This is a genomic window from Nitrospira sp. (assembly GCA_016788885.1).
In the GTDB taxonomy this organism is placed as follows: domain Bacteria; phylum Nitrospirota; class Nitrospiria; order Nitrospirales; family Nitrospiraceae; genus Nitrospira_A.
In genome coordinates this window covers 137,330-160,100 of the sequence record JAEURX010000013.1, presented here as the reverse complement: position 1 = coordinate 160,100, position 22,771 = coordinate 137,330, and the positions used below count along the sequence as shown (strand labels likewise).

Annotated in this window: 26 protein-coding genes and 2 tRNA genes; 17 read left to right on the top strand and 11 right to left on the bottom strand. The window is 57.8% G+C overall.

Features of this window, described 5'->3' with window-relative positions:
* Nucleotides 1–70 precede the first annotated feature (70 nt).
* The 6 genes from JNL86_03720 to iscX are packed head-to-tail and all read left to right on the top strand — an operon-like array spanning nucleotide 71 to nucleotide 4,888.
* Entirely contained in the window at nucleotides 71–1,288 is a 1,218-nt protein-coding gene (locus JNL86_03720) for an IscS subfamily cysteine desulfurase (GenBank protein MBL8042006.1), read from the top strand.
* A gap of 44 nt (nucleotides 1,289–1,332) precedes the next feature.
* Nucleotides 1,333–1,716 carry a Fe-S cluster assembly scaffold IscU gene (gene iscU / locus JNL86_03715; protein MBL8042005.1) on the top strand — a complete coding sequence of 128 codons (384 nt, stop codon included), beginning with the start codon at nucleotides 1,333–1,335 and terminating at the stop codon, nucleotides 1,714–1,716.
* 20 nt (nucleotides 1,717–1,736) lie between these two features.
* Entirely contained in the window at nucleotides 1,737–2,096 is a 360-nt protein-coding gene (locus tag JNL86_03710) for an iron-sulfur cluster assembly accessory protein (protein MBL8042004.1), read from the top strand.
* 14 nt (nucleotides 2,097–2,110) lie between these two features.
* Nucleotides 2,111–2,827, top strand: a complete 717-nt coding sequence (gene hscB, locus JNL86_03705) for a Fe-S protein assembly co-chaperone HscB (protein MBL8042003.1) — start codon at nucleotides 2,111–2,113, stop codon at nucleotides 2,825–2,827.
* A gap of 5 nt (nucleotides 2,828–2,832) precedes the next feature.
* Nucleotides 2,833–4,653 carry a molecular chaperone DnaK gene (dnaK, locus tag JNL86_03700; GenBank protein MBL8042002.1) on the top strand — a complete coding sequence of 607 codons (1,821 nt, stop codon included), beginning with the start codon at nucleotides 2,833–2,835 and terminating at the stop codon, nucleotides 4,651–4,653.
* Nucleotides 4,654–4,675: 22 nt separating this feature from the next.
* Nucleotides 4,676–4,888, top strand: a complete 213-nt coding sequence (gene iscX / locus JNL86_03695; GenBank protein ID MBL8042001.1) for a Fe-S cluster assembly protein IscX — start codon at nucleotides 4,676–4,678, stop codon at nucleotides 4,886–4,888.
* Between the two features lie 116 nt (nucleotides 4,889–5,004).
* Here iscX and JNL86_03690 read toward each other — a convergent pair whose 3' ends face one another.
* Nucleotides 5,005–7,398 carry a PBP1A family penicillin-binding protein gene (locus JNL86_03690; protein ID MBL8042000.1) on the bottom strand — a complete coding sequence of 798 codons (2,394 nt, stop codon included), beginning with the start codon at nucleotides 7,396–7,398 and terminating at the stop codon, nucleotides 5,005–5,007.
* Between the two features lie 263 nt (nucleotides 7,399–7,661).
* Between JNL86_03690 and typA the strand changes: the two genes are divergently transcribed.
* The 5 genes from typA to JNL86_03665 all read left to right on the top strand — a co-directional run bounded on the left by typA (nucleotide 7,662) and on the right by JNL86_03665 (nucleotide 12,344).
* On the top strand, nucleotides 7,662–9,509 hold the full coding sequence (typA, locus tag JNL86_03685) for a translational GTPase TypA (protein ID MBL8041999.1): 1,848 nt from the start codon (nucleotides 7,662–7,664) through the stop codon (nucleotides 9,507–9,509).
* Between the two features lie 36 nt (nucleotides 9,510–9,545).
* Nucleotides 9,546–10,301 (top strand): hypothetical protein, encoded by a 756-nt coding sequence (locus JNL86_03680; GenBank protein MBL8041998.1) that lies wholly within the window; start codon nucleotides 9,546–9,548, stop codon nucleotides 10,299–10,301.
* 167 nt (nucleotides 10,302–10,468) lie between these two features.
* A complete protein-coding gene (locus JNL86_03675; protein ID MBL8041997.1) occupies nucleotides 10,469–10,930 on the top strand; it encodes a redoxin domain-containing protein in 462 nt (153 codons plus the stop codon).
* A 74-nt stretch (nucleotides 10,931–11,004) separates the two neighbouring features.
* Complete coding sequence (locus tag JNL86_03670; protein ID MBL8041996.1) at nucleotides 11,005–11,337, top strand: thioredoxin family protein; 333 nt, start codon at nucleotides 11,005–11,007, stop codon at nucleotides 11,335–11,337.
* 344 nt (nucleotides 11,338–11,681) lie between these two features.
* Nucleotides 11,682–12,344, top strand: coding sequence for an SUMF1/EgtB/PvdO family nonheme iron enzyme (locus JNL86_03665; GenBank protein ID MBL8041995.1), 663 nt, complete (start codon nucleotides 11,682–11,684; stop codon nucleotides 12,342–12,344).
* Here JNL86_03665 and JNL86_03660 read toward each other — a convergent pair.
* Both JNL86_03660 and JNL86_03655 read right to left on the bottom strand, forming a co-directional pair.
* Entirely contained in the window at nucleotides 12,341–13,093 is a 753-nt protein-coding gene (locus JNL86_03660) for an OmpA family protein (GenBank protein MBL8041994.1), read from the bottom strand. The genes JNL86_03665 and JNL86_03660 overlap by 4 nt on opposite strands.
* A gap of 1 nt (nucleotide 13,094) precedes the next feature.
* Entirely contained in the window at nucleotides 13,095–14,327 is a 1,233-nt protein-coding gene (locus JNL86_03655; GenBank protein ID MBL8041993.1) for a hypothetical protein, read from the bottom strand.
* Nucleotides 14,328–14,662: 335 nt separating this feature from the next.
* On the opposite strand from JNL86_03655, the gene JNL86_03650 reads away from it, so the two are divergent.
* Complete coding sequence (locus JNL86_03650; protein MBL8041992.1) at nucleotides 14,663–14,992, top strand: hypothetical protein; 330 nt, start codon at nucleotides 14,663–14,665, stop codon at nucleotides 14,990–14,992.
* A 177-nt stretch (nucleotides 14,993–15,169) separates the two neighbouring features.
* Here JNL86_03650 and JNL86_03645 read toward each other — a convergent pair whose 3' ends face one another.
* The 7 genes from JNL86_03645 to JNL86_03615 form a co-directional block, all read right to left on the bottom strand.
* The gene (locus JNL86_03645; protein ID MBL8041991.1) at nucleotides 15,170–15,922 is read right to left on the bottom strand and encodes a 6-carboxytetrahydropterin synthase; all 753 of its coding nucleotides are present in this window, start codon (nucleotides 15,920–15,922) and stop codon (nucleotides 15,170–15,172) included.
* 76 nt (nucleotides 15,923–15,998) lie between these two features.
* Nucleotides 15,999–16,592, bottom strand: a complete 594-nt coding sequence (locus JNL86_03640) for a DUF3501 family protein (protein MBL8041990.1) — start codon at nucleotides 16,590–16,592, stop codon at nucleotides 15,999–16,001.
* A 20-nt stretch (nucleotides 16,593–16,612) separates the two neighbouring features.
* Nucleotides 16,613–17,920 (bottom strand): hypothetical protein, encoded by a 1,308-nt coding sequence (locus tag JNL86_03635; GenBank protein ID MBL8041989.1) that lies wholly within the window; start codon nucleotides 17,918–17,920, stop codon nucleotides 16,613–16,615.
* A gap of 102 nt (nucleotides 17,921–18,022) precedes the next feature.
* On the bottom strand, nucleotides 18,023–18,451 hold the full coding sequence (locus tag JNL86_03630; GenBank protein ID MBL8041988.1) for a rubrerythrin family protein: 429 nt from the start codon (nucleotides 18,449–18,451) through the stop codon (nucleotides 18,023–18,025).
* A 71-nt stretch (nucleotides 18,452–18,522) separates the two neighbouring features.
* A complete protein-coding gene (locus JNL86_03625; protein ID MBL8041987.1) occupies nucleotides 18,523–18,939 on the bottom strand; it encodes a transcriptional repressor in 417 nt (138 codons plus the stop codon).
* A gap of 189 nt (nucleotides 18,940–19,128) precedes the next feature.
* Nucleotides 19,129–19,686 (bottom strand): dTDP-4-dehydrorhamnose 3,5-epimerase, encoded by a 558-nt coding sequence (gene rfbC / locus JNL86_03620; GenBank protein MBL8041986.1) that lies wholly within the window; start codon nucleotides 19,684–19,686, stop codon nucleotides 19,129–19,131.
* Nucleotides 19,687–19,864: 178 nt separating this feature from the next.
* Complete coding sequence (locus JNL86_03615; protein MBL8041985.1) at nucleotides 19,865–20,239, bottom strand: hypothetical protein; 375 nt, start codon at nucleotides 20,237–20,239, stop codon at nucleotides 19,865–19,867.
* Nucleotides 20,240–20,374: 135 nt separating this feature from the next.
* Between JNL86_03615 and JNL86_03610 the strand changes: the two genes are divergently transcribed.
* The gene (locus tag JNL86_03610) at nucleotides 20,375–20,647 is read left to right on the top strand and encodes a MoaD/ThiS family protein (GenBank protein MBL8041984.1); all 273 of its coding nucleotides are present in this window, start codon (nucleotides 20,375–20,377) and stop codon (nucleotides 20,645–20,647) included.
* Nucleotides 20,648–20,745: 98 nt separating this feature from the next.
* Here JNL86_03610 and JNL86_03605 read toward each other — a convergent pair whose 3' ends face one another.
* Nucleotides 20,746–21,033, bottom strand: a complete 288-nt coding sequence (locus JNL86_03605) for an HU family DNA-binding protein (GenBank protein MBL8041983.1) — start codon at nucleotides 21,031–21,033, stop codon at nucleotides 20,746–20,748.
* A gap of 295 nt (nucleotides 21,034–21,328) precedes the next feature.
* Between JNL86_03605 and JNL86_03600 the strand changes: the two genes are divergently transcribed.
* From JNL86_03600 to JNL86_03585, 4 genes are all read left to right on the top strand, one after another.
* The gene (locus JNL86_03600; GenBank protein ID MBL8041982.1) at nucleotides 21,329–21,886 is read left to right on the top strand and encodes a hypothetical protein; all 558 of its coding nucleotides are present in this window, start codon (nucleotides 21,329–21,331) and stop codon (nucleotides 21,884–21,886) included.
* 5 nt (nucleotides 21,887–21,891) lie between these two features.
* Complete coding sequence (locus tag JNL86_03595; GenBank protein MBL8041981.1) at nucleotides 21,892–22,500, top strand: YkgJ family cysteine cluster protein; 609 nt, start codon at nucleotides 21,892–21,894, stop codon at nucleotides 22,498–22,500.
* Nucleotides 22,501–22,567: 67 nt separating this feature from the next.
* Nucleotides 22,568–22,644: transfer RNA gene (locus JNL86_03590), tRNA-Arg, on the top strand.
* A gap of 49 nt (nucleotides 22,645–22,693) precedes the next feature.
* A tRNA-Lys gene (locus tag JNL86_03585) sits at nucleotides 22,694–22,769 on the top strand.
* Nucleotides 22,770–22,771: the final 2 nt, after the last annotated feature.

Sequence of the window (22,771 nt, the reverse complement as noted above, 5' to 3'; positions counted from 1 at the left end):
AAGATATGCTGGGGGGCACCCCCCTCATCACCATTCAATCCGTCGCGGCGGAACAACAAGGAGTCGAGCGATGAAGTTCCCGATCTACCTGGATAATCATGCGACCACCCCGATGGACCCTCGGGTGCTGGAATCAATGCTCCCCTATTTCACGGAAAAGTTCGGGAACGCAGCCAGCCGAAACCACGCGTTCGGATGGGAAGCTGAAGAGGGGGTGGAAACCGCGCGCAAACAGATCGCCAAGTTGATCCATGCGGATGCCAAAGAAATCGTCTTCACGAGCGGCGCCACCGAATCCAACAACCTGGCCCTCAAAGGCGTAGTGGAGATGTACCATGAGAAGGGCGACCACATTATCACCTCCTCGACCGAGCATCGCGCGGTATTAGATACCGCGAAGACGCTCGAAACCAAACGCGGCGTGAAGGTGACCTACCTCCCAGTCGACAAGTTCGGCATGGTGAACCCGGAGGATGTCCGTAACGCCATCACTGACAAAACCATTCTCATCTCCGTCATGTTCGCGAATAACGAAATCGGCACGATCAACCCGATCAAGGCAATCGGGAAGATCGCCAAAGAAAAAGGCATCCTTTTTCACTGCGATGCCACCCAAGGCGTAGGCAAGGTTCCGATCGACGTGCAGGAGATGGGAATCGACCTCATGTCCTTCAGCGCCCACAAGATTTACGGACCGAAGGGCATCGGCGCCCTGTATGTCCGAAAAAAGAACCCCCGGGTCCGCATCGCGGCTCAAATGGATGGAGGGGGGCATGAACGTGGTATGCGCTCCGGCACGCTTCCTGTGCCCTTGATTGTGGGATTCGGGAAGGCCTGCGAACTCTGCGAGCAGGAAATGGCTGCCGATGCTGCGCGGCTCTCGGTCATGCGCGACCGGCTGCATGCAACCATCACGAAGGCGTTGGAGGATGTCTATTTGAACGGCCATCCGACAGAACGGCTTCCCCACAATCTGAACGTTTCTTTTGCCTACGTCGAAGGTGAATCGCTCCTGATGGGATGCAAGGAAATCGCCCTCTCGTCCGGCTCAGCCTGCACCTCCGCGACGCTGGAACCTTCTTATGTCTTGCGAGCCTTGGGAGTCGGAGCGGAACTGGCGCATTCCTCGATCAGATTCGGCCTGGGACGCTTCACGCTGGACGAAGAGGTTGACTATGCCGCGAAGAAGATTATCGAAACAGTGACCAAGCTGCGGGAAATGTCGCCGCTCTATGAAATGGCCAAAGAAGGCATCGACCTGAAAACCGTGCAATGGGCAGCCCATTAATCTGAAACCATCACCATTCTGACTGATACTTTCCGGAGGACACCATGGCCTACAGCGAAAAAGTCGTCGACCACTTCAACAATCCCCGCAATATGGGCAGTTTTAAGAAGGAGGAGGACGGGGTCGGCACAGGCATCGTCGGCGCCCCGGAGTGCGGAGATGTCATGAAGCTCCAAATCAAGGTTCAAAACGATACGATCGTGGACGCGAAGTTCAAAACCTTCGGGTGCGGTTCCGCTATCGCCAGTTCCAGCCTGGCCACTGAGTGGCTGAAAGGCAAAACGGTGGAGGAAGCCGGCAAGATCAAGAACACCGATATCGTACAGGAACTGAATCTGCCCCCGGTAAAGATTCACTGCTCGGTATTGGCCGAAGATGCCATTAAGGCGGCCCTCGCCGACTACCAAAAGAAAGCCGACTCGAAGTAACCGATAGGAAGGAGCGCACAATGGACGTCACCACGAATGCCGATGCCCAAGCCCCGGTCATTACTCTGAGCGATGCCGCGCTCAAGGAAGTGAAGCGCCTCATCAATGTCCAAGGCATTGAGGAAGGCGGTCTCCGTCTGGGCGTCAAAGGAGGCGGCTGTTCCGGGCTGAGCTACACCATCAACTTCGATGAAAAGATCGGCCAGTACGACCAGGTGTATGAATTCGACGGCGTGAAGGTCATTGTGGATGCCAAGAGCGCCATCTATCTGCAAGGCACTCAACTGGACTTTCAGAAGGACCTGATGGGCGGTAATTTCAAGTTCGTGAATCCGAATGCCAATAAAACGTGCGGCTGCGGTGAATCGTTTTCGGCCTGAGCAAGCGAGTGCACATGAGTGGACATACCCATAACACCGACGATCGCCGCGAGTTGCAGATGGCTCGCAGCATGTGCTGGCATTGCCAGTCGGAAATGGCCGGCGAATACTTTTGCGACCGTTGCGTCAAGGTGCAACCGGTATCGAAAGACCTCGACTACTTCACCTGCTTCGGGCTGCCCCGGCGCCTTGCCATCGATACACAAGTCCTGGAAGCCAAGTTCTACGAATTGAGCCGGGCATTCCATCCTGATTTCTACCAGAACAAGAGCGATGCGGAGCAGTCCATCAGTCTCGGCAATTCGGCCATGCTGAACACTGCCTATCGCACCCTGCGAGATCCCATTCAACGTGCCGAGTACTTATTGGATCTCGAAGCCGGCGCAGTGAAAGACATTCGCACGTCGCCGCCCGCCGATTTGTTCGAAGAGATTCTTGAGTTGCAAGAGACGCTCGATGAGTTCCGTGAGAGCGATCGCTCTTCGGAACAGGCCGCCACGCTCCGAGCGAAACTTCATGCTGATCGAACGAATCTCGAGGAACGGCAACGAGACCTGGAAGCCAGGCTTCAACAGTTGTTCAGCCGATGGGATGCCTTGCAAGACCGCGGTGAAGCCACTGAAGCGGCGCGAGCGGAACGCAATCGTATCCTCAAAGACATGCGGGACATTCTTTCCAACCGCACCTATGTAAAAAACATCGTCAACGACCTTGTCGCAACGATCGCCTAATCCCTATGGCACGCATTGTCGGTATCGATCTCGGCACCACGAACTCCCTTGTTGCCTACATGGACAACGGGACTCCGCGCGTTATTTCGACCCGCCATGAACGCGCCATGGTCCCTTCTGTCGTCGCATTGACCGATAATGGACTCATCGTCGGCGATCCCGCCAAAGAGCATCTCACGCGCAATCCTGAACGCACGGTCTATTCCGTCAAACGCTTCATGGGCAAAAGCCTGGCCGATGTGCAGGGCGAACTGACCTACTTTCCCTACACACTCACGGAGAAGGGCGGAGTCATCCGGATCCAGCTGGGCGAGAAGTCCTACTCGCCGCCGCAGATTTCCGCAATGATTCTGAAGGAGCTCAAGCTCCGCGCCGAAGCCTTCCTCGGAGAAAGTATCACGAAGGTCGTCATTACTGTGCCTGCCTATTTCAATGACAGCCAGCGGCAGGCCACGAAAGATGCGGGCATGATCGCGGGCCTGGAAGTATTGCGCATCATCAATGAGCCCACCGCCGCCTCATTGGCCTACGGCCTTCAGAAAAAGACACAAGGGACGATCGCCGTGTACGACCTGGGCGGAGGAACATTCGATATTTCGATCCTGAAATTAAAAAACGGCATCTTCGAGGTCCTCGCCACCAATGGCGATACTCATCTGGGCGGGGACGACTTCGACCAGTTGATTGCCGACCTCCTCCTGAAGGAAATCCGTGCACAGCATGGACTGGATCTGAGCACACATCCCGATCACATGCAGGCCGTGCGCTTGCAAGCGGAGCGCGCCAAGATTCGCTTGTCGGAGGAACTCAAGACCACCGTGAGCATTGACCTCCCGGATGAACAAGGCCAATTCACGCGCGAGCTGACACGCGATCAACTCGAAGGGCTCTGCAGCGTCTTGGTTGAGCGCTCACTTGGCCCCTGCCGCCAGGCCCTGAAAGACTCCGAATTGAATCCGACTGACATCGATGAAGTCGTGCTGGTGGGTGGTTCGACCCGCATGCCGCTCGTGCGCCAACGGGTTCAGGCTCTCTTCGGCAAACAGCCGCACTGCGACCTGAATCCGGACGAAGTGGTCGCCCTCGGCGCTGCAGTGCAAGCCGATATTCTGAGCGGTGGCACCACCGATATGCTGCTGCTCGACGTGACCCCGTTGTCCCTGGGCATCGAAACCATGGGCGGGGTGATGAGCAGCTTGATCAGACGAAACACGACGATTCCCGCCAGCGCCAAGGAAATGTTCACGACCTATGTCGATGGCCAAACCGGTGTGGACATCCATATTCTCCAGGGGGAGCGCGAGCTGGCAAAAGACAATCGCAGCCTGGCCCGCTTTCGTCTCAAGGTTCCGCCTTTGCCGGCGGGAGTACCCCGGATCGAAGTGACCTTCCTCATCGATGCCAACGGCATTCTCAACGTTATGGCCAAAGATATGCGGACCGGAGAGACGCAGTCCATCGAGGTCAAACCGTCGTACGGGTTGTCGGATCAAGAAGTCGAACGCATGATCGAGGACTCGTTTAAATTCGCGGCGGACGATGTCAGTGCAAGAAAAGTCATCGAAGCCCGACTGGATGCCGGCGCGTTGATCACCACGACCGAAAAATCGTTGTCCGACGGCGGACATCTCGTCGAGCCAGAAGAAGTCGCCAGGATTCGCACTGCGCTCGCGGCTTTAGCCTCGGCCAAAGAGGGAACCGACCCCCGTGTCATTCGCGGACGTATGGCCGACTTGGAGCAAGCCGCCAAAGGTCTTACCGTGGCCATGCTGGACGACTCCTTGAAGCAAGGACTTCAAGGGAAAAAAATCTCTGATGTGACCTGAGACCCCGACGCAAGGAGCTCTGATGGATTTGAAATGGCAGGATGCGGAAGATATTGCGATCCGTCTAGTCGAAGAACACCCCGATGCTGACCCGCTGACCATCCGCTTCACGGACATGCACGCCTGGATCGTCGCCCTCCCCGACTTCAAAGACGACCCCAAAAAATCAAACGAGAAAATCCTCGAAGCAATCCAGATGGCCTGGCACGAGGAATATCAGGATTCACAATCCTGATCCGCCCCGCCCCGTTTCCGTCTCGCTGAACACTGTCACCACAGCTCGCTCGCGGGTGGACATACCGCACGGGCATGCTCACGTGTGCAACGGAATGCTCGTGTGTGTGGGAAGCGTTACGGCTCGACCGTGGGGGGGGGGACACTGTCCTGGAGTTGATCCAGTTTGTAAAAGTCGGTGGGATCGATTTTCGAGCCCGCGCTCTTCGTCGGCTCGGTGCCTTTGGTAAAGAGTTCCACGGTGCCATGCTGCTCATCCTGATCGGTGAGCAGCGCGGTCGTGGGGTCCACCTTTACGAACATCACGCCATCAGGGATTTCGAACGGCACGACCGGCAGCTGCTTGAGCGCCTCTTTCATGAAGGCCATCCAAATAGGCAAGGCCGCGTGCGCCCCGGACTCGGTTTCACCCAATGGACGCCGATCGTCGAACCCAACCCACGCCCCAGTCGCTAAATTGGGGGTCGAGCCGATAAACCAGGCGTCGGTGAAGTCGTTCGTGGTTCCGGTTTTTCCTGCCACCGGCCGGTCGATGACAGATTTTGCCGCCATGCCCGTTCCACGTTGGATCACGTCTTCCATCATGTTCGTAATCAAGTACGCGGTCTCCCGGGACACCACCTGCCGAGGCTGAATGGCCGCCTGATCCAACGTACGCCCCCCGCTGTCCTGCACGCTCGCGACAGCATAGGGCTCCACGCGCACGCCTTGATTGGCAAACACCCCATAGACTGACACCAGCTCCATCAACCCGACGCTGGACGAACCCAGAGCCAAGGACAGATCGGCGGCCAACGGACTGACGACACCCACCGTCCGGGAAAAATCGATCACGTTCCGAATTCCGACTTTGTCCAGCAAGCGAACGGTCGCCAGGTTGTGCGAATGGATCAAGGCCTCCCGCAGGCTGACGATGCCGTGAAACCGCTTACCGTAATTTTCAGGTTTCCAGGTTTTGTCTTCCTCTTCCTGTTCATACACCACCGGGGCATCCAACACGACGGTTGCCGGGCTCATCCCCTGATTCATCGCCGTCGCATAGATGATCGGCTTGAATGACGACCCCGGCTGACGGCGGGCAAGCACCGCACGATTGTATTCGCTGCGGGCGAAATCATACCCGCCGACCATGGCGCGAATCGCGCCGGTCTTCGGGTCGACAGCCACGAGCGCCCCTTCCACCACCGGGGTCTGTTCCAACCGCAGATGCACGACATCTTTATCAAGCTTCTTCACCCCGACCTCGATCACATCGCCGGGCGTCAGGAGTTGCTTGATGTTCTTGACCGGAACGGCGTCCTTCGTGGGATCTTTTCCTTTAAGATATTTGGAAGCCCAGGCCATATCGTCGAAGGCGAGGCGACCGGTACTGCCGCCGATCTGGACCAGGATGTGATCCTTGGCGACCTTCGTCACGATTCCTTCCATCATATCGCCCTCGGCGAGCTTGACGGCAGGATCAGGAGCCGGCACTTCCAGAGTCGCCAGATCGACCGTGCGGAGCGGCCCACGCCACCCCTGGCGCTTGTCCACCTCGCGCAGCCCATTGAACACAGCCGCCTCCGCCGCTTTCTGCATATCGGCATTCAGCGTGGTGAAGACTTCCAGCCCACCCTTATAGACCATGGCTTCCCCGAACTTGGCCACCAACAGCTGCCGGATGTATTCAACGAAATACGGACCGAGGTGCTCGCTTCCCGGGCGGCGGAAGTTCAGCTTTTCTGCAATCGCCTGGTCCCGATCGGCCGCACTAATGAACCCGGCCTCGGCCATTCGGCTGAGCACATGTTCCTGCCGCTTCTTGGCCCGATCGTAGGCCTTGAACGGCGAATAGTGGCTGGGTGACTTGGGAAGCCCGGCGAGGAAGGCCGATTCTGCCAGCGTGAGCTTGGAAAGCTCCTCGCCGAAGTAGGTCTGACTGGCCGCGGCTACACCGTAGGCGCCCTGCCCGAAGTAGATCTGGTTCAGATACATCTCCAGAATCTGTTCCTTCGTCAGGACCAACTCCATCTTGTACGCCAGGATGAGCTCGCGCACTTTTCGGTCGAAGGTCCGCTCCGCCGAGAGAAACAACGAACGGGCCAGCTGCTGGGTGATCGTGCTGGCGCCTTCGACCTTCTTGCCGCCGTGGCGCAAGTTCGTCCAGGTCGCCCGAAGAATGCCCACGATGTCCAGGCCGGGGTGTTCAAAAAACCGCGTATCCTCGGTGGCAATCACGGCCTGCGTCAGGCTCTTCGGCATCTCTTGGATAGGCTTGAGAAAGCGTCGCTCAATGAAAAACTGGCCGATGACCTGCCGGTCATCAGAATAGACGCGCGTCACCAGACTGGGCTGATAGTTCTGCAAGGGGTCCAAGGACGGTAGGTCCTGAGAAAAATACCAGAGGATCCCGGCGGCGCCGCCGCCTCCGAGGACCAGGGAAAGCAGGACGCAGATCAGGGCGACTTTCCACCATCGCCAGCGACGACGAGGCTTCTCCGGCTTATCGAGTAAGTGATCGAGTTCGGACATGTAGTAGGGTAGTTGCGAGGGAAGAGGTCAACCCGCGACCATCACACCATACATTGCGCACCTGACAAACTCAAGCAAGGCGCGAATCGTCGTCGAGAGAAGTTTCCATCGTAAATTCCATATTCAACTTGCGGGAAGCTGCTTGAGTCGGGTATAGTCCATAGGCTTAGACGCCTTCATAGGAAGGCGTCTTTTTTTTGGCACTTTCACGGCAGGCATTGGAGACTATGAACAGCTCAGCGCCCTCATCCACCCCATCCGGTCTGCATGCACCGCAAGGTCGTCGGACCGACATTCGCAACATCGCCATCATCGCGCACGTCGACCACGGAAAGACGACCCTCGTCGACGCGGTCCTGCGCCAGACTCATGTTCATCGAAAAATCGATGACATGGGTGAACGCATCATGGATTCTATGGATCAGGAGCGCGAGCGGGGCATTACGATCCGTGCCAAGAATGCCAGCGTCACCTACAAGGGCGTCAAGATCAACATCGTCGACACGCCGGGGCACGCCGACTTCGGCGGAGAGGTGGAACGTACGCTTCGCATGGTCGATGGCGTGCTGATTCTCGTCGATGCCAAGGAAGGACCGATGCCGCAGACGACGTTTGTGCTGCGCAAAGCGTTGGCCCTCGGACATAAAGCGATCGTCGTCGTCAATAAAATCGACCGCCCGGATGCCGTGATTGATGATGTCGTGAACCGCACCTTCGACTTGTTCGTCCATCTGGGAGCCAGCGACGAACAGCTCGACTTCCCCATTGTCTACGCCTCGGCCATCAAGGGGCAGGCCACCCTCGATCTGAAGCAGCCCGGAACGGATATCTCCCCGCTGCTGGATACGATCCTCGACAAGATTCCCGCACCGGCGATCAATCGGGACAGCCCGTTTCAGCTGTTGGTGCTGGCCCTGGCGCAGGATTCGTATAAAGGGAAAATGGGAATCGGCAAGATTCAGTCGGGCTCGATTGCCCGGCGACAAAACGTGGTCACCCTCACGAAAGACGGCGACCAGGTACCGGGAAAGATTTCCGATCTTGCGGTATTTTCAGGGCTTGAGCGCACCGATATCGAAACGGCTGAAGCCGGCGAAATTGTCGCCCTCTGTGGCCTGGAAGAAGTAAACATCGGGGATACCATCGCCGACCCCAATAATCCCGTCGCGCTGCCACGGGTGACGATCGACGAACCAACCGTCCAGATGACCTTTTCCGTGAACAACAGCCCCTTCGCCGGCCGTGAAGGCAAATATCTCACCTCACGCCACCTTCGCGAGCGGCTGTTCAAGGAGTTGGAAACCAACGTCTCCTTGCGCGTCCAGGAAACCGACAGCGCCGACCGATTCCTGGTGGCCGGTCGAGGCGAACTCCATCTCGGGGTCCTGATCGAACAGATGCGGCGCGAAGGGTATGAGCTGCAGATCTCGCAACCCGAAGTCATCCTGCATCGGGACGGCGATACCGTCACCGAACCGTTTGAAGAGCTGACGATCCAGGTGCCTGCGGAATACCAAGGCCCGGTGATTGAGGAGATCGGCAAGCGACGCGGGGAACTTCGTCACATGAAACTCGTCGGAGGCGAGACAGCCTCAAGCGAAATGCACATCGAATATCACATTCCGACTCGTGGCATTATCGGCCTGAAGAACATTCTGCTGGCCAAGACCCGCGGCACGGTCATCATGCATCACGTGTTCTCCGGCTATGCCCCGGCGGACGAGAAGGCACTCCTCGTGGCGCCGCACGGCTCACTGGTGGCCTTCGAGGCCGGCACCAGCACCGCCTATGCGCTTTTCATGACCCAGGAACGCGGAGAGTTGTTTATCGGCGCAACCGTCGATGTGTACCAAGGCATGATCGTGGGCCAGAATAGCCGCGATGAAGACTTGGACGTGAATGTCTGCAAGCAAAAACAATTGAGCAACATGCGCGCGGCCGGAACCGACGAGGCCCTTGTCCTCACCCCGCCGCGAGAAATGTCGCTGGAGTTTGCCATGGAGTACATCGGCCCTGACGAACTGGTCGAAGTCACGCCCAAGCATCTTCGCCTCCGAAAGCGGCTGCTGAACCCTGAGGACCGCCGGAAGGCGAAGAAGAGCGCCAAGTAGTCCGGGAAAGTGCGCAGAGCCTGACATGCGGACTGCATGAAAATTCGGAAAAAAATCCCGAAGCCTGCACCCGCGAAACTGCCGTTGTATGTGGTCGGCTACCGGGGTATCCCACCGTCGCTCGACGAACTGACGATCTGGTACGACCTCCAGTACGGTGGCCCACTGGTGTGGACTGATCGTCACGCGGATGGCCGTGCCAGCGCCACTCACGGCCCATGGCGCGCCCATGTGCTCACGAGCCTGCCCGAGACAGACGCCGCACAGTGGCAGTCCGTGCTCACCTGGGACCATCAGCAACTGGGTGTCGTCTCACCATCTGCAACCACACCAGGCACCAGCACCGACACGGTCCTGGTCGCCGCGCGGCTCGCTCGCGGCCTGACGTTACTCACCGACGGCACCGCGTTCGATGTCACCTGTCACGAATATCTGAACCCCTCCGATTGGAACGATCGACCGTTAACGGTCTTTGTCACCGGTGACCATGTCACCGTCCAGCACAAGGAAGCCGATGACCAGCGTTCCGAGTGGTTTTACACACTCGGTCTCACGAAGTTCGGACTGGATGAGCTGGAGATGATCCAGCCACGCGGACTCCCGGAAGCCGACGCGATCAAGCTCCTGGAATCGGCTGCCGACGAAGTCTTGCGAACCGGACGCAACCACACCGTCGGCAGTTCATTAGACCTCTTTGCCATTGCCCGCACCATTCACGTCATCAAACATCGTACCGCCGCACCGACCGGCCGTACGGTTGCGTTCAGACAGATCGCAACGGCTCCTCGCTAGCACGACGGCACGAATAAGCTAACGCATTGGAAAATCTAACTATTAGGCCAAGTCCGCCTCTTCGGTAGGCCTTCTGGCCCCGTTGACAAGGTTTTTCCAGCCGTGGTACCACCAAAGAGTTTTGCGTACGTGCGTGGATCTAACCTAGGAGGATCTCAATGAGTGATGTGGCCGCAGAAATTAAAGTCGGCGATACCGCGCCGGATTTCACATTAAAGGATCAGGATCAGAAGGACGTGAAGTTGAGCGATTTCAGAGGGAAGAGCAACGTGGTACTCGCGTTTTACCCGCTCGACTGGAGCCCGGTCTGTCAGGGTGAAAACAAGTGCCTGACCGATGACTTCCCGAAGTTCCAAAGCGCCCACGCAGAACTGTTCGGCATTAGCTGCGACAGCTTCTTCTCCCACAAAGCCTGGGCGGATTCCCTCGACTTGAAGCATCGCCTCCTCTCCGACTTCAATCGAGAAGTCGTGAAGAAGTATGGCCTGTATTTCGAACCGCTGAACTGCGGCAAGCGTGCGACGGTCATTGTCGACAAGAACGGCAAGGTCGCGTATGTGAAGGTGCAGGAAATCAAGGTGGCGCGGGAAGACAAGGATATTCTCGCTGCCCTCGCGAAGCTGAGCTAACTTCCCCGAACCGCCGAGCGGGAGGCCCTCGTTGGGCCTCCCGCTCGGTCCTGGCTCCACGCTGAGGAGTGAGCATGACCGGCACAGTGCAAGACGTCCGAGACGAGAATTACAAAGAGTTTACCGATAGCACCGGAGCCGTGGTTGCCTATGGACTGGCCACGTGCGAGCCCTGCAAGCAGTACGATCCCATTCTCGAAGAAATCGCCGCCAAGTTCCCGGACATCAAGATCGGCAAAGCCAAGATGCACGTCCCCGGCCGGTGCCGTGAAATCAAGAAAGCCCACACCTTCGAAACCTATCCCACAACCCATTTCTTCGCGCACGGCAAGCTCCTGTTGACCCGTGAAGGCGTGGTTGAACCGACAGAACTCGCCGCCCTCATCAACGACCACCTGGTGAAGTAACATCCTCCGTGTGGTGACGGTGGTCAGGCCTCCCTCGTCGTCGACGCTTCCGCTCCGTCAACACAGACCTCCACGCACACTTCCTCGCGCAAACGGGATACAATGTCATCGACAGCGCTCCGATTTGAACCTACGCTCCGTTGGCTGGTCATCACGCAATGCGAATCACCTCCCCGCCCCTCTACATCCTGGCAGTACTGCTGTTGGTTCTCTCCGCCGGAGTGAGCCACAGCAACGACTTCCTCGCAAGACCAACACTTCCCGGCTCCGCTGCACCACATACCGCCTCAGCCAGCCCAGCTCGTGATGCACTAATGGTCCTCATCCCCGGCAGCGAGTTTGCTATGGGAGACGATCGCGGCCAGGATGATGAGCAGCCGGTCCACCGCGTCACGCTCAACCCCTTTTACCTGGATGCCTACGAAGTGACCGTCTCGCGCTACGCCGAGTTTCTCCATGCACAAAAGCCCGACCCACCCTTCAAGTGGCACGAGGCCGACCTCGGCGCCCATGCGCACAAACCGGTCATTGGCGTGAACTGGTACGATGCACGCGACTACTGCCGGTGGGTGGGAAAGCGGTTACCGACGGAAGCGGAATGGGAGTTCGCGGCACGAGGATCCGAAGGGCGGATCTACCCTTGGGGCAACGCGCACCCGACCAAAGGGCATACGAACGCAGGGCAAACCAAGTGGCGAGGGTATGACACCCTGAGTACCGTCGGACAGTTGGCGCTCGGCAAGACTCCCGACGGCATCTACGACCTGGCGGGCAATCTCTGGGAATGGGTCGCTGACTGGTACGATGCCTCGTATTACCGGTTCACCCCGCGTGATAATCCGAGCGGCCCTTCGGCCGGCCCGCTCCGGAGCTTGCGGGGAGGCGCCTGGAACAATGACTCCACGGCGATACGATCGGCGAATCGCGCAGGCTACGCACCCGACGCCAGGCGAAACGATGTGGGATTTCGCTGCGCGAGGGACGCTCAACGGTCCCCCGCTCACTAGAACAGGCGGGAACTGACCGTCGGGGAGTCGAGGGATCGTGTACTGTACCCCGCTTCTACCAGTTGATCCGTCGATCGCAGGCGAATCTTAAACACGACCCGTCGACTCTTCTCCCGATCCAGTCCACGGGACTGGTCCAGCACCAAATCCTGCCGGCCCCGGCCACTGGCGGACGTCTTCTCATGGAAACACCGATAGGCCCAGGGCGCCGAATCCTTGATTACCTCCAGCCCCTTGACCATGACATTGAGCGAACGTTCTTGGCTCAGCTTCAAATTGTAGATATCCGACCCACGATCGTCGGTATGCCCTTCGATCACCAGCGAGTCAATGCGATCCCGCATGGCCCCGCACAAGAGCGCGGCGTAGGTCGGCATTGCATCCACGAGAAACTGATCGGCGACCGCGGAGAGGGTCCCCTTGCCAAACTCAAAATTCAACAACGCGTCCGGCACGACGATGCGCACCACATTGGGGTCGGTCGGATCCGCATCCAGTGACAGATCAAACCGCTGAAAGTGATCCCGCAAGGCTCCTCGGATATCTTCCGTCATCGTCTTCGCCACCCGCACCTCCGGCACGGAATCAGGCACCGACACTTTCGTCTGCGCCTCGGTTTCCGAAACCTTGGTGACATACGCGCTGAACAAGAGAATAAAAATCACGGCCAACGAGGTCATCAAGTCCGTAACCCCGATGGTCAACACCGACGACTGTTCCGAGGAATCCGGGGATGAGTGGGAACGCATCTTAGGCCGCCTCCTTCACAGAGGCGCCTTGCCGCCAGTTCGCAAACCAGCGCAACCCGAGCATACTGTCATCGGGAGTGCCCTCTTCCTCCACCGGTTGCGAGAACTCGCCCTCGAACAGGGTCGTCTCAAACTCATGCTCGTGAGAGATCGGTTGCCGCTCCTGTTTCAGCTCTTCAACCGATCGAGCAAGCGTCTGAATCGCCTGATTCAACTCTTGGATCGGCACGGCCATCGTCTGCTGCATGACCCGTGACAGTTCCTCTGCCAGCCGGTCTGGAGCGGCGGGCCGACCACCGTGATCCCGTCGACCCAGTGCTTCCACGGCCTCCCTCAGCGCAGTGACGGTCGGATTCAGACGCTCCGTCAGGGTCCCGACTAACCGATCGCCGAGATCGCCGGACATCCCGCCCTTCGCAGCAGAAGCCGGCGAGGAACCAGTCCCCGGCGTGAAATTCTCCAGCATCTGCTCCATGGTTTTGCGGGGAAAGAGTTCGTCCACCATCGTCACAAACTGCTGCTGCGTTGTTGCCAGCCGATGCAAGGCTGACTTCTCAAGCAACACAAACACGTTGGCACAGAGCAGGCCCACGATGGACGTCAGGAACTTTCCGGCCAATCCATTGATCAGGCCCTGAATACCGACGATATGAGAGCCATCTGCATGCAGCTTGCTCAGGCCGATAAGAATCGCCAGGAATGTGAACAACAACCCGACGCCGGTAATCAACGACGGAAACTGATGGTAAAAGGCCAGATTCAAGCGGCTATTCAACAGGTCGCGCGGGAAGAACTCCGCCGCCGTTCTGGTGGCGAACACCTTAGGTTCGATGAACCAGGCGGTTCGCTCGACCACAAATGTCTTCCGAAAGTGTAACCAGGCCTGCTCAAGACGCGGCTCCCGGCGCATTGCCTTATCCAGCGTGTGGAGATCGTCCAGATCGACCCGTTCAGGTTGAGCACCGTCCTGATTCGCAGCTTTCTTCATATCGCTGAGATTGGGAACCACCAGCCATTCAGACTGGAGACTTTTTCGACTGACCGCCAGATTGGCGAGTGTCGGCCACACTCGCGTGTAACAGCCTTGCACACTGGCAATGGCAGACGTCAGCCTTCCGGCATGCCACGCAAACAAGAGCAGCAGCCCTGCGGAGCCAAGCCAACTCAACATCGGGCTGTGCAGCTCACCGAAGAGGGTTATGTCCCGGCCGAAAAATTCCCAAATAGACATCATGACGCCTGCTCCTCCACAAGACAGTCACACATGCGATTACACCGGGACTGGATCTTTTCAACATTCGAGCCAGAGAACCGCGCTCTAGGAACGACGAGAAATCAGTCAGTTGGAAGAGGCTTCCTGGAAGGGAACTTGGCAACCCGGCAAGAACTGCCGATGCTGGGGGGACCTTTTTGCCGTCCCGGCGTGTATGCTCACACCTCCTCGACCAGCGGCATGACTCCAGCCTTCACCATCGCCCTTCGCGAATCTCAGGCCAGGTGGATTTGCACATCCTTCTTATGTCATGAATGAGTTAGTAGGTGTATGAGTCACAATTCAGGCAGGTCGGCATGAGCATTCCGTGGGTCACAGCGCTGCAGGTTGCCAGAAAGCTCTTGCCGGTCGTCGTGGATAAAGCCCCTGAGCTGCTCAAGACTCTCAGCCAGCTTCGCGCAACTGTGCCGATTGAGGAACAGCCGACTACCGATCCGATACTCACCGCACTTCACCAACAGATTGACGCCCACCGACAGACCATCGCTGTCCAGGCCAACACCATTGATGACCTTCAGACGACGTTGCGCACAACGCAACGTTCGCTGTCCGTCACGCGGAGCATGCTTGCCGCCATGGCCCTGCTTGCTCTGGCAATCCTCGCCTATCTCCTGTTCCGCACGTAAGCTCATCCGGTCACGGCAATGGACGCCCTGCCTCCCTGCCGAACACCTCGACAATACCTACCGTACGAATCGAATGTGATTTCTCGCGGAAAGAAGCGGGAGAGGAAAGAAGCAGCTAAAACCAGGGCGAACGGTTACGGACGTTCAGCGAGGCATTGCAGGTGTTGGAGCAGCGGCTCATCCGCAGTATTCGTAGGACAGGTCTCGAGATTGAACAACCTTGACGAGTTGCAGGCGGCCAGCCGGAACCACCGAGACAATTCGATCCCACACGGCCTTGGCCAGATATTCTCCCGTGACAGAGGGAGTCGCCAGCGCAATACGAAGGTCGCGCCCCTCGAATGGAAGCAGGATACGGTCGTGGACCAGCCGATCCAGTGCGACGATATCCGTCACCATTCCGGTCTCCCGATCGATCGGGCCATGTACCGACACAAATACATCCCACGTATGCCCGCGGTGGCCCTCATGCACGGCCGTGAAAGAATACCGCCTCGTGACTGACGCGACATCCAACCCGGCTTCCGCCGTAAGATCGGCACAGAGATCTTCGTCCTCATACAGCGACAGGCGTTGCAGTTTGCCGATGTCCCGCTGGGCATCAAGTTTGTCCCAGAGTACACGTGCGATGTTTTCTGAGGTCGGAATCTGCGCCTTGAAATAGGGCAGGTCTAGGTTGAGATGCTTATGATCAAACTCTTCCAGCACCTGCAATAACACCACCTTGAGATCGAAGAGATTCACGACCATACCGGTGCGTGGATCGACTTCACCCGCGACAGTCACCTCCAACATATAGTTGTGACCATGGCCGGGATCGTTATTGCAGGCTCCGAACGTCGCCCGGTTCTTTGCGGCATCCCACTCGGGTTTGTGATACCGATGAGAGGCGCAAAATTCAATGCGCTTATTTAAGAGCACAGCCGCCATGGTAGTCACTCGCCAAGGTTCGTCGCCCTAAGGATTTTTCAGGCCGACAGCCGTGATTGTACATCAAACAGCCGCGTTATGCGCGGGGGCGGAGATCCGCCACCCATTCCTCACGCATCGTCCAGGGCACATCGACTTCGGCATCGTATCCGGAATGGTGAACGGACAGGGCCACGCGTACAGCCTGATCAGACAAGGCACTTACCATCCCTGGAGTCGGACGGAAGCGCACAAAATGCACCGCGCTGATTTTGGTCTCATGACTGTGCCCGCCTTCGAATTCCCCATAGACCAGTTCTCCGCCGGCTCGCAACCCAAGCTTCTCGCCATGGTCCAGTCCCATGAAGCGATCCAGCCACTCCTTCATCGTGTTCGCTTCCGTCAGCTCAATCAAGAGCGTTGCGCTCAATTCACCGGCAGCCGGCAAGAGCGCGTTGTACACATCCAACTCATCCTGGATCTTCTGCGGGTCCAAGATACGTTCCACCCGGATCATTTCCTGAACTTGGAATCGTAAGGTCTCGCGATTCTCGAAGACCAATGTGATTTTGTCGCCGAGCGAGATCCGTCGGCGGCGTTTCAGTTCAATAATGCGCCGCCGATAGGACTCACGCTGCCGCTCGTACTCATCGGGGCTCAAAACATCGGCTTGTGTCAGCGGTGGCATCATGTCGTCCGTCACTCGCGCGCTCAACGCTGTTCAACCGAAGACGCCTGTGGATCGCTCGGCAACCCATAGGCATCACGCACAATTTGAATGGGATGCCGCGCCGAGGCTCCTCCGACATGGGCCGCCGCCCCGGCTTGATCAAGCTGCAACCCCGCCAGAGGACAGTCGGAGGCAACCAGATCGGCCGGTACCTGCTCCACCTGCCGAACAGCCTTCTGCGCGATCTTCATCGACAGCGGGAAGAATTCCGTCTTGGCCGACCACGACCCGTCATGACCGGAACATTTTTCTATCACGTCAACCTTCGCCCCGGCACACTCCATCAATTCCTTCGACTTGAAGCCGATGTTTTGATCTCGTAAGTGGCAAGGCACCTGATACGCCACCCGGCCAGGATTCATGGGAAAGTCCGTCGCAAGGTTCCCCTCACGTTTCAGCTTCATGAGGTACTCACAGATATCATAGGTCTGGCTGGCAACTCGTTGAGCCCCCTCTCCCTCCAGAAGATTCGCATACTCACGCTTGATCATGAGACTGCAACTGGGAGTTGGAATCACGACATCATAGCCCTGGTCAACCCAAGGCTTCAGCGACGCGACTGTCCGTTCCGCCGCCGCAACCATCGCTGCCGTGTCACCAATATCAAACGACGGCATTCCGCAGCAGGACTGATCAGGCAACACCACATGAACATTATTTTTCTCGAGTACTTGTACGGCCGCTTTGCCGACATCGGTGGCTTGATAGTTGACCAAGCAGCCGGCAAATAAGGCGACCTTCTTTCCCGTCGCCGTCGCCGGCTTCCGGCCCTTCGTCCACTGCCCCCACCAACGCACAAACGTCTCACGCTGATAGTGCAATACCTGACGCTCACGGTGCACGCCCAGAACCGACTGCATGAGTCCGCGCACCCACCCCTGTGCGAGGCCCCAATTGACCAGCGGCGCAAACGTGCTATTCAGTCGCCCCAAAAGGTCGGTCCTGGTCAACAACCAGTCTCGCCAGCTCGTGCCGCGCTCTGATGCCAGCCGTTTTTTCCACACCGCCATCAAAAGCGGAAAGTCGATCCCATATTGATGCGGCGGCGTGTACGGGCAGTGATTGAAACACAATTTGCAGTAGTAGCATTCATCGACGACGCGATGGTGATCCGCCGGGGTCAGTTTCGCCACGTCACTGTCATACTCATCGATCCGGTCAAGCAACGTATTGAACGAGGGACAGAGGTTAAAGCAGCGTCGGCAGCCGTCGCACACGTCGTAGATTCGGAGCGTTTCCTTTTCGAGCGTCGACGGATCGATGGGTTGGAGCAGGCGAAGTTCTTTCACGGAGGGGAATCCTTGTCCTCGAGTCGACCAGGGCAGGATGGGCAGCGGCATTCCGCAGCCCACCCTACCTCGGACAAACCCATGGCCGACCTTGGCCGGAAACTATTGCTGCTTCAAGCTATCAAGGCCCTTGGTAAATCGATTGGCATGGGACCGCTCGGCCTTCGCCAAGGTCTCGAACCATTCCGCCAATTCGGAGAAACCTTCATCGCGCGCCGTCTTGGCCATGCCTGGATACATCTGGGTGTATTCGTAGGTTTCGCCTTCGATCGCAGATTTCAAATTGGCCTCGGTATTTCCGATCGGCACACCAGTCGCAGGATCCCCAACTTCCTTCAGGAAATCCAAATGCCCGAAGGCATGACCCGTTTCCGCCTCGGATGTATCGCGGAACAATCCACCGACGTCGGGATAGCCCTCAATATCGGCGCGGCGCGCAAAATAGAGATAGCGCCGGTTGGCCTGCGATTCACCGGCAAATGCGTGCTTGAGGTTCTCATGACTCTTGGTGCCCTTCAAACTGTTTCCCATGCTCTCCTCCTTACGTGAATGGATGCTGCGGCGATTTATCCACGAGACGATGACGTATCGCGCGTTCCCTATCAACAGCCCACACAGTAGCCGTGAAACTCTACACGATGTCCGAGAATGTGAAACCCCCTGGCCTGCGTAGTGGAGATCTCCAAGCGGTCCAGCTCTTCGTCCATCACATCTTCGATCCGACCGCACTGCACACAAATGAGGTGATGGTGTATGGTGACGTTTCCGTCGAACCGCGCCACCTCGTGCCCCACATTGACTTCCTGCACCAATCCGGCTTTCCGTAGGACCCCCAGGGTGTAATAGACCGTATTCCTCGACATCATCGGATGCTCACGCCTGACCATCCGGTACAAGTCGTCGGCAGTCGGGTGACTGGTGGTTGCCACCAACGCAGCATAGATCGCCGCCCGCTGACGCGTCAGGCGGACGGCATGTCGACGAAATCGAACCTGGATGTCCTGCGGATTGATCGTCATCACGTCAGCGCCTAGACAGGAATGATTCCTACATAGCATGACGCTCTATTGCACGGCAAGACACGGTTTCGCGCCGCAGGTGTCCGGAGATATTTCACTTAGAGAATCGAGAATGAGTGAGGATGGCGAACCCCATCGGGTTGAGAAGGGAGCGGCAGAAGCTGATTCGGCGCAAAGAGGCGGCTGCAGCTACCGACCGATGTAGCGAGGCAACTCCGTCGTCATATCGGCGAGACACTTATAGGCCTGATCTTTTGGCGAAAGCAGTGGCGCAGTGATAGGCCAGGCGATAGCCAACTCCGGATCATTCCAGATAATGCCCCGTTCATCCGCCGGGGAATACACATCCGTACACTTGTACAGGAACCCAGCCTCTTCGCTGAGCACGCAAAAGCCGTGGGCGAAGCCGGGAGGAATATAGAGTTGGCGCATCGTCGTGTCCGACAATTCCACCCCATACCACTGCCCAAAGGTTGGCGACCCCTGCCGGATGTCGACCGCTACATCATAGACTGAGCCTTTCACCACCATGACTAATTTTCCCTGAGGACGGCCCAGCTGATAGTGGAGCCCTCGCAACGTGCCACGCACGGACCAGGAAAAATTGTCTTGCACGAATGGCTTCTCAATGGATGCCGCGTCATAGCGCGACTCCCGAAAGATCTCGACGAACTTCCCCCGAGCATCTCCAAACACATCGGGTTCGATTTGAAACAGGCCGCTGAGCGGCGTCGGCACAATCCGCATGACACCTCCGGCATCAGGTGATGCTCGTGGGCATCATACCCGATCCCTTCGAACGTGGGAACTTGATCTGGGAAAAACCTCAGCAATCGCGTCGACGGCATATGCGCGGGCGAGAGCGTTGCTCACGAGCACTCGTGGCGAAACTCCTGACGTGCCCCCTGAGACAGGCAACAAGGGGTCAGTGTTGGCTGGACGGACCTGAGGGGGGAGAAGGCGGATCGGGATACAGTTTCTGCAGCCGATCAATCAGCGGTGCGGCAGCCGGGCTGCTTGGTCGCGTGGGGTCGCTGGGAGGATGATCCCAGGTCAACGTCGCAATCCCCGCCTCTGCAAAAAGTTGGCGAATTGCTGCGACAAGCGCATCAAGCGTGAGTTCGGTACCGAATCGAAGGTCTAACACGCGCTCCGCCTGATTGGCAGGCGGTGGATCGGTACTCACAAGCACCCAACAGGCATCAAATACCCTGCGACGGAGGTCTTCCGGCACGTTCAGCGTCTCCAACCCGGAGGTGCACAACGCAGACACCACGAGCACAAATTGGAGATCCGGCATCCCGGGACGCTGGATATTCAGGGATTGCATAGTGATAATATTAGCCGCGCCCGCCGAAGGGAGTCAATTTACCGATCTCACCGGAACGGGGGCCAAGGATGACGCGATGCCTTACCGACGGAGGACTCAGAACGCATGATAACCATCACCCTCATGGGACAACTGCAGACGACGGAAGGCGAACGAGACCTGGCCTGCGAACTGCTCGCTCCGGTTACGGTGCGTCAGGTCATTCAACGGCAAGGCCGTGGCCTTCGTCACATGCTCCAACTCTTACGGGAAAAAAAGGTCTTGGTCACCATCAACAAACGCATTGCCAGCGAAGATTCGATCGTCCAGGATGGGGATGCGGTGCGTTTTGTGGGACATGACGGCGCCGGCGGAAGCGGACTGGCCCCCTCGTTTTAGCGAATCCGCGCCAACGGGTGGCACCGGCAGAAAAAACCTGGGCCGGTGCCTTCCCATGGAACGCACCGGCCCGTAAGTCAGCAGAGGAACGAGGCTGCTTACTTCTTTCCGAGAATCGAATCTTTGGCCATCTTCGCGACTCGGAACTTCACCACGCGCTTCGCGGGAATCTTGATGGGCTCACCGGTCTGCGGATTGCGGCCCATGCGTGCTTTCCGATTAGCCAGAACCAGTTTCCCGATGCCGGGGACGACGAAAGCATTCTTCGCTTCGCGATAGGCAAGCGCGGCAAAATCGTCCAGGAGTTGGACCGCCGTCTTCTTCGTAATTCCCGCCTTTCCAGCAAGATGGTCAGCAATCTGCGATTTCGTCATCGACTTGGCCATGCGTTCCTCCCTTTGAACAACGAATGAAAGTGAACTGACTTGTGCGGTCTACGATCTATAAACTCGTACGTACAGAGGTGGAGCCGGAAATCTGCGCGTGGTCTGCAGAATCAGTCCGAAAACAGGGCGAGAGTGTATCCAAAGCCCTAGGGGCTGTCAAGAGCCGCCATGCGGGCAGGCGCATCCAGACTGGCGACAACCACCATCCATACCCTTGCGCGTGAAGCGGATCAGAGAGTAGAGTACGCAGGGACATTAGCAATCAGCGTATCACTCAGGATCACGAGGCGTCTCCATGGCCAGAGAACTTCCCATTCTTCCCGCTACAGCCCAACCAACGGAAGGCACCGCGCCCGAAGCGGTCATCTACTCCCGCGTGTTCTGCAAGAATGAGAATGCGCCCCCGCTACGACTACTGATCGAATTCCTCAAATCTCGAGGACAGCTGCCGATCCTTCCTCCTGATATGAGCGACGTGATGTTGGATGACTGGGCGTGGGTTCAGGTGATTCTGGGGTATGCGCGGGATCACAAGCCGATCCAGGTGTTCTGCGTCCGCGATCGTGGCACCTATCAAGATCTGTTCGAACAGGAACAGCGGCAGTTCCGGGAGGATCTCTCCTCCCACGATGACCTTGAGGCCAGCCTGGCCCAGGAACACGTGACCCGTGCGCGCTTCATCGTCACCACGCGCATGATTGAGGCAGATATTACGGAAGAAGGATACGATTTTAACGGATGGATTCTGGAGTTTTTCCAGGAGCACTGTAACGGAATCGTCCAGATTGATCGACAAGGGTTCTTCTCCCCAAAGGGAGAACTCATCGTTGATCTTTCTCTGTCCGAGGAATAGGCATCATGAGGACCGACGCGTCCTCCCCACGTTCCACCTCCGTGTTCGAAGAAGCCTCCCATTGGTTCCGGCGTGCTCGTGCCTCGCTACTTGAGGCAATTCCATGCGGCCCTAATTGTTGTGCATGCTGTGTCGGCATCTTTCCCATAACTCGCCTTGACGCGAAGACGTTGCGACTGGGCCTCGAAAGCTTACCTCCCACGCAACGGGAGGCCATCACCACTCGCGCAGCCCGCCAGGTTGGCCTGATCGAAGCGAGCTACCCACCGCTCCGCGCAACACCCTACCTCGACGAATGGGCCGATCCGGCCATCGATGAGATGGTCGAGCGATTCGCAGACTTACCCTGTCCTGCCCTTGGGATCGATGGAAGTTGCCAGGTCTACGCATTCCGCCCCATCACCTGTCGCACCATGGGCATCCCGAGTGAATCCAGGGGACTGGTTGATGGTGCCTGCACGGTCCAGACTGCCGTTCCCATCATCCGCCTCTCACCCAGTTTCCAGGCAGAGTTAGCCCGACTAGCCGAGCATGAGGCAGCCGCCTTATCGGCACTGGGACAGGATCAGCTCCAAACCGGCGACGAACTTCCCTTGCCCTACGGATTCCTCTAGCTCGCCCACAAACGCCCTAGACAGACACGGAAACGCTGTGCTAATGTGCCTGGTCTGATCGACGGGAGCGCCTGTAGCTCAGCTGGATAGAGCATCAGCCTCCGGAGCTGAGGGCCACAGGTTCAAATCCTGTCAGGCGCACCAATCGCTCTATCAGGCACGTCGCAATTGATACACATAGTGCACACCGGTGGGGCCGTTAGCTCAGTTGGTAGAGCAGCTGACTCTTAATCAGCGGGCCGTAGGTTCGACCCCTACACGGCCCACCAAA